We start from the raw sequence: 6,072 nt of genomic DNA, 5'->3' as shown, positions 1-6,072 counted from the left end.
TATGAAATCGTGAAGAGAAGATAAATTCGGATTGTTCCGGATGTTCAAGGGTTTGCACCTTCTGGTGCGGGTCCGCCGGCCTTCGGGCCATGAACGCCGGAAAATGTCGCAAGGGATGCTCATCAAAAGCCCTTGCAGAAGATTGGCCGCTTAACCGCAGAGCCATCGGATTTATCTCGAGAAGCTGGTCTTTTTTGTCAAATCGATTGTTGCTGAATGTTTGGTTGTCCATTGGTATCCCCCATGGAGACGAAATGTTCGTGAAGGCAAGGATGGATATTGGCAATGAGAATGATCAAGTGTCTTAAGGGCATTTGGTGGATGCCTTGGCATGCACAGGCGATGAAGGACGTGATACGCTGCGATAAGCGTCGGGGAGGTGCGAATACCCTTTGATCCGACGATTTCCGAATGGGGAAACCCACCTTAGATATCTAGAAAATTATTTTGGTTGGAAGATTGATCACAACCATTGGACGGGCTGCCTTCCCAGAAGGACGCGCCCATACAGACCGCTCGGTCGTCGGCCACTTTTGGCCGCCCCAGCGGAGCGCCAGTCCGAAGGACGTACGGCGCGTGAGCGATCGGTAGAACCAAAATAATTTCTAGATATCAAAATAAGGTATCTAACTTTCGAATACATAGGGGTTAGAAGCGAACCCGGGGAACTGAAACATCTAAGTACCCGGAGGAAAGGACATCAAACGAGACTCCGTAAGTAGTGGCGAGCGAACGCGGACCAGGCCAGTGGCTTTTATGAGACAAGTGGAACACCTTGGAAAGGGTGACCGAAGTGGGTGATAGTCCCGTACACGTAATGCGAATAAAAGTCCTTGAGTAGGGCGGGACACGTGAAATCCTGTCTGAACATGGGGAGACCACTCTCCAAGCCTAAGTACTCGTGCATGACCGATAGCGAACCAGTACCGTGAGGGAAAGGTGAAAAGCACCCCGACAAGGGGAGTGAAAGAGATCCTGAAACCGAATGCCTACAAACAGTTGGAGCCCAAGATTTGTTCTGGGTGACAGCGTACCTTTTGTATAATGGGTCAGCGACTTAGTCTGACGAGCAAGCTTAAACCGGTAGGTGTAGGCGCAGCGAAAGCGAGTCTGAACAGGGCGTTCAGTTCGTCGGATTAGACCCGAAACCAAGTGATCTAGCCATGAGCAGGTTGAAGGTAAGGTAACACTTACTGGAGGACCGAACCCGCATCTGTTGCAATAGATTGGGATGACTTGTGGCTAGGGGTGAAAGGCCAATCAAACTTGGAGATAGCTGGTTCTCCGCGAAATCTATTTAGGTAGAGCGTCGATCGAATACCTTCGGGGGTAGAGCACTGGATGGGCTAGGGGATCTCACCGATTTACCAAACCTAACCAAACTCCGAATACCGAAGAGTACTAATCGGCAGACACACGGCGGGTGCTAACGTCCGTCGTGAAGAGGGCAACAACCCTGACCACCATCTAAGGTCCCTAAGTTATGGCTAAGTGGGAAAGGATGTGAGGATCCCAAAACAACCAGGATGTTGGCTTAGAAGCAGCCATCATTTAAAGAAAGCGTAACAGCTCACTGGTCTAAATAAGGGTCTTTGCGCCGAAAATGTACCGGGGCTAAAGCCATACACCGAAGCTGTGGATTCTTTGGAACCTTCGGGTTCCCGGGAGTGGTAGCGGAGCGTTCTGTAAGCCGTTGAAGAGAGACCCGTGAGGGCTCTTGGAGGTATCAGAAGTGAGAATGCTGACATGAGTAACGATAAAGGGAGTGAGAGACTCCCTCGCCGAAAGTCCAAGGGTTCCTGCTTAAAGTTAATCTGAGCAGGGTTAGCCGGCCCCTAAGGCGAGGCCGAAAGGCGTAGTCGATGGGAACCACGTTAATATTCGTGGGCCTGCGGGTAGTGACGGATCGCGTATGTTGTTCTTCCTTATTGGATTGGAAGGGCTTCGAAGCGGTTCCAGGAAATAGCTCCCGCGTATAGACCGTACCCTAAACCGACACTGGTGGACTGGTAGAGAATACCAAGGCGCTTGAGAGAACTGCGTTGAAGGAACTCGGCAAATTGCACGCGTAACTTCGGAAGAAGCGTGACCCTTATGTACGCAAGTATGTGAGGGTGGCACAGACCAGGGGGTAGCGACTGTTTACCAAAAACACAGGGCTCTGCGAAGTCGCAAGACGACGTATAGGGTCTGACGCCTGCCCGGTGCTGGAAGGTTAAGAGGAGAGGTGCAAGCTTTGAATCGAAGCCCCAGTAAACGGCGGCCGTAACTATAACGGTCCTAAGGTAGCGAAATTCCTTGTCGGGTAAGTTCCGACCTGCACGAATGGCGTAACGACTTCCCCGCTGTCTCCAACGCAGACTCAGTGAAATTGAATTCCCCGTGAAGATGCGGGGTTCCTGCGGTTAGACGGAAAGACCCCGTGCACCTTTACTATAGCTTTACACTGGCATTCGTGTCGGCATGTGTAGGATAGGTGGTAGACTTTGAAGCGGGGGCGCCAGCCTTCGTGGAGTCATCCTTGAAATACCACCCTTACCTATATGGATGTCTAACCGCGGTCCGTTATCCGGATCCGGGACAGTGTATGGTGGGTAGTTTGACTGGGGCGGTCGCCTCCTAAAGAGTAACGGAGGCGCGCGATGGTGGGCTCAGACCGGTCGGAAATCGGTCGTCGAGTGCAATGGCATAAGCCCGCCTGACTGCGAGACTGACAAGTCGAGCAGAGACGAAAGTCGGTCATAGTGATCCGGTGGTCCCGCGTGGAAGGGCCATCGCTCAACGGATAAAAGGTACGCCGGGGATAACAGGCTGATGACCCCCAAGAGTCCATATCGACGGGGTTGTTTGGCACCTCGATGTCGACTCATCGCATCCTGGGGCTGGAGCAGGTCCCAAGGGTATGGCTGTTCGCCATTTAAAGCGGTACGTGAGTTGGGTTCAGAACGTCGTGAGACAGTTCGGTCCCTATCTGCCGTGGGTGTAGGAATATTGACAGGATCTGTCCCTAGTACGAGAGGACCGGGATGGACGTATCTCTGGTGGACCTGTTGTGGCGCCAGCCGCATAGCAGGGTAGCTATATACGGACGGGATAACCGCTGAAGGCATCTAAGCGGGAAACCCACCTGAAAACGAGTATTCCCTTGAGAGCCGTGGAAGACCACCACGTTGATAGGCCGGGTGTGGAAGTGCGGCAACGCATGAAGCTTACCGGTACTAATAGCTCGATTGGCTTGATCATTCTCATTACTTATATCCATCGCGAAGCGATGAATTGACTGTCTCACGCGCCGTATCGCCCCTTTGGGGCGGGCGCTGCGACGGCGCGCCGGACGTCCGGCGACGACCTAGCGGTCTGTATAGGTACTTTCTGGAACTTCGGTTCTAGGAAAAGCTCCAAATACAGCACGATAGTGCGTCGCGGCTCGTGCCGCGCCCCCGCGGAGCACAGCCCGATAGGGCTGATATGCGTGAGCGACATTCAACACAAACAAAACCAGCTTCTCTTTCATCGTTGCTTTTTGCTGACCTGGTGGTTACAGCGGAGCGGCTGCACCCGATCCCATTCCGAACTCGGCCGTGAAACGCTCCAGCGCCAATGGTACTTCGTCTCAAGACGCGGGAGAGTAGGTCGCTGCCAGGTCTGCCAAACGCAACATGAAATCATAATCTCTCCACATCCCATACGTTCCAATCAACAGGCCGCATCAAGCGGCCTTTTGCTTTTGCAAAACAGCAGGCACAAGTGCATAATTACACGCCGCTTCAAACGCGGTAGCCGGAAATACCGGCATGGTGGCAAGGGGTGCAGCAGCCCCGTCCGACCGCAGAAGCCTCAAAGCTTCCAGGACGGACAAACGGAGATATCCGGGCTGTACCGTCTGACCGCAGGGCAACGCCCGAGGACAGGCACACGAAAACGGCAATCGCCGGATATGGTGGCGCGGGGTGGAGCAGCCCGGTAGCTCGTCAGGCTCATAACCTGAAGGTCACAGGTTCAAATCCTGTCCCCGCAACCAAATCCCTCACAACACAATCTCAAAACAAGCTTCTCACAAAACACAAACACTAACCCCGCTCCCGCGGGGTTTTGTCGTTTAAGGAAGGCAGAAAATACCAGCGCCCGAAGTTCCTTGTGCAGCAATATATTCGTCGGCTTATAACGCTCCAAAAAGTTTGAAACGTTTATTCCGCTCAACCCGAATAACCATTGCACGGGTTCGATGCCGAGGTAATCTGGCGATGTCATTGTCCATGCTTGCAGCCAAAGGAATTTTCGGCAGATGAACGACGATGTAATCGAGATGCACGGTCTGCGCGTTCTTCTGTTCGCCGGGGAGGGTGACAAACTTGCCGCCGCGCGAGATGCCAATACGTTCCTCAGCGAGACCTGGGCGCAGGACGCAACGCTGGCCGTCATTCCGGTTTCACGGCTTGGCGATGATTTTCTCGACCTCAACACCCGAATCGCCGGAGAAGTCATCCAGAAATTCGTCAACTATCAGATTCGCCTGGCCATTCTCGGAGATATTTCCGCATGGGCGGACACAAGCAAGCCATTGCGCGATTTTATTTATGAGACGAATCGCGGCCGCAGCCTGTGGTTCATCCGCGATCTGGCAGAACTAGAGCAACGGCTGGCAATTCACGCAGCCGGCTAACGCGGTTTTCCCGCGGGTGCCGTGGTGCCGCGCGTCACCAGTTCGAACCCGACATTGACCGCCGCCGCCGGTGCATATTCCCGTGCGGTGCTGCGATCGAGAACCTGCAGCAGAAGTTCGCCGGTCCTGCGGCCGATCTGTTCGGCATCGATGCGAATCGTTGTGATCGCTGGAACACATTGCCGGGCAATATCGAAATCGCCAAAGCCCATCAGCGAGAGATCGCCGGGCACCTTGATGCCGCGCCGGTGACATTCCATCAGTGCGCCGACGGCGGAAATGTCGGAAACGGCGAAGACCGCTTCCACGTCCGGGGCCTGTTCCAGCAATATGCCGAGCGTAAGGGCGCCATGATCGTAGGAAACCGGGGCTTGGCCGGCCCGAATCACCAGTTCATCACTCAGGCCAGCCTCGCGCAGCACCGAGGTGAAGCCTGCGAGCCGTGATTCGCCGCGCAGATCCTTCGCATCGCTGTCCATCCTGGATCCAAGCGCGCCGATTCGCCGGTGCCCCAATGCCAGGAGATGCAATGCCGCTGCCCGTCCGACTTCATAATTGGAAAAGCCGACCGCATGGTCGATCGGATGTTCCGGCGTATCCCAGATTTCGACGATCGGAATACCCGCCCGCAGCATCATTTCATTGGCCGCCTTGGTGTGGGTGGTACCCGCAACCACGATAGCATCGGGCCGCCGGGCGAGCATGGCGCGGATGATTCGCTCTTCCTCCTCCAGCCGGTACATGGTGTAACCGATGAGGAGCTGATAGTCGGCCGGCCGCATGGCCTCGGCAAGACCCTGCGCGGTATCGGCGAAATTGGAATTGGTCAGGGTCGGCAGAATCGCCGTGATAAAGTTGGTGCGCCGGGAGGAAAGACTGCCCGCCACCCGGTCTGGCACGTAGCTCAGCTGCTCGATGGCCTTCATCACCCGGTTGCGGGTTGATTCGGAAACGAGATCAGGGTCCGCCAGCACCCGCGAGACAGTCATCTTCGACACGCCGGCGAGGCGGGAGACGTCGTGCATGGTGGCTTTGGGCGAAGATGGCGGCACGGTTCGGTCCTGTCTGTTCCGAATCAGTTACTTCGGGGCGATCCTGTTGTAAACCACGTGGTAGAAACGGCCATCGAACATGCGCATCATTTCATCGGTGATGGCCCGGCCTTCGAGGCGCACCGGCGAGGCAAGGGCTTCCTTCACGGCGTCCATCGAGGGATAGTCGACTTCCTGGACCATGGCGATGGGGGGCGAATCAGGGTCCGAATCAACCGTGCGCATGATGCGCACCGCCTGGGCGTTCGGCATGCGCTTCCAGACAGGCAGCAATCGTTCCTCCACCATCTGAAAGAAGGCGTCTTCCTGGCCCTTATGAATCGTTCCCTCGAAAATGGCCGACCGGGTGAACATGGA

At 55.3% G+C, this 6,072-nt stretch carries 4 protein-coding genes, 1 tRNA gene and 2 rRNA genes (1 of these 7 running past the window's edge); 4 read left to right on the top strand and 3 right to left on the bottom strand.

All coding sequences use genetic code 11. The annotated features are described in order from the left end of the window. A protein-coding gene (locus ACZ5FP_RS18160; RefSeq protein ID WP_464661485.1) for a hypothetical protein crosses the window boundary here: on the bottom strand, nucleotides 1-232 show its 5' portion. It extends 56 nt beyond the left edge of the window; the window shows 232 of its 288 coding nt (coding positions 1-232); its start codon is at nucleotides 230-232; its stop codon lies off the left edge, out of view. 61 nt (nucleotides 233-293) lie between these two features. Here ACZ5FP_RS18160 and ACZ5FP_RS18155 point away from each other — a divergent pair. The 4 genes from ACZ5FP_RS18155 to ACZ5FP_RS18140 all read left to right on the top strand — a co-directional run bounded on the left by ACZ5FP_RS18155 (nucleotide 294) and on the right by ACZ5FP_RS18140 (nucleotide 4,663). After that, nucleotides 294-3,243 (top strand): 23S ribosomal RNA (locus ACZ5FP_RS18155). 287 nt (nucleotides 3,244-3,530) lie between these two features. Next, a 5S ribosomal RNA gene (gene rrf, locus ACZ5FP_RS18150) occupies nucleotides 3,531-3,645 on the top strand. A 299-nt stretch (nucleotides 3,646-3,944) separates the two neighbouring features. Next, nucleotides 3,945-4,021 (top strand) — tRNA-Met (locus ACZ5FP_RS18145). Between the two features lie 264 nt (nucleotides 4,022-4,285). Further along, nucleotides 4,286-4,663: a DUF4180 domain-containing protein gene (locus ACZ5FP_RS18140; RefSeq protein WP_464661496.1), complete on the top strand. Its 378-nt coding sequence runs from the start codon at nucleotides 4,286-4,288 to the stop codon at nucleotides 4,661-4,663. Here ACZ5FP_RS18140 and ACZ5FP_RS18135 read toward each other — a convergent pair. Both ACZ5FP_RS18135 and ACZ5FP_RS18130 read right to left on the bottom strand, forming a co-directional pair. Then, a complete protein-coding gene (locus tag ACZ5FP_RS18135; RefSeq protein ID WP_464663346.1) occupies nucleotides 4,660-5,688 on the bottom strand; it encodes a LacI family DNA-binding transcriptional regulator in 1,029 nt (342 codons plus the stop codon). The two genes, ACZ5FP_RS18140 and ACZ5FP_RS18135, sit on opposite strands and share 4 nt — an antisense overlap. Before the next feature lie 54 nt (nucleotides 5,689-5,742). Further along, nucleotides 5,743-6,069, bottom strand: coding sequence for an EthD domain-containing protein (locus tag ACZ5FP_RS18130; RefSeq protein WP_464661495.1), 327 nt, complete (start codon nucleotides 6,067-6,069; stop codon nucleotides 5,743-5,745). Nucleotides 6,070-6,072: the final 3 nt, after the last annotated feature.

This window comes from Phyllobacterium sp. T2-21 (genome assembly GCF_055378485.1).
This window is presented reverse-complemented; position numbering and strand designations above follow the sequence as displayed.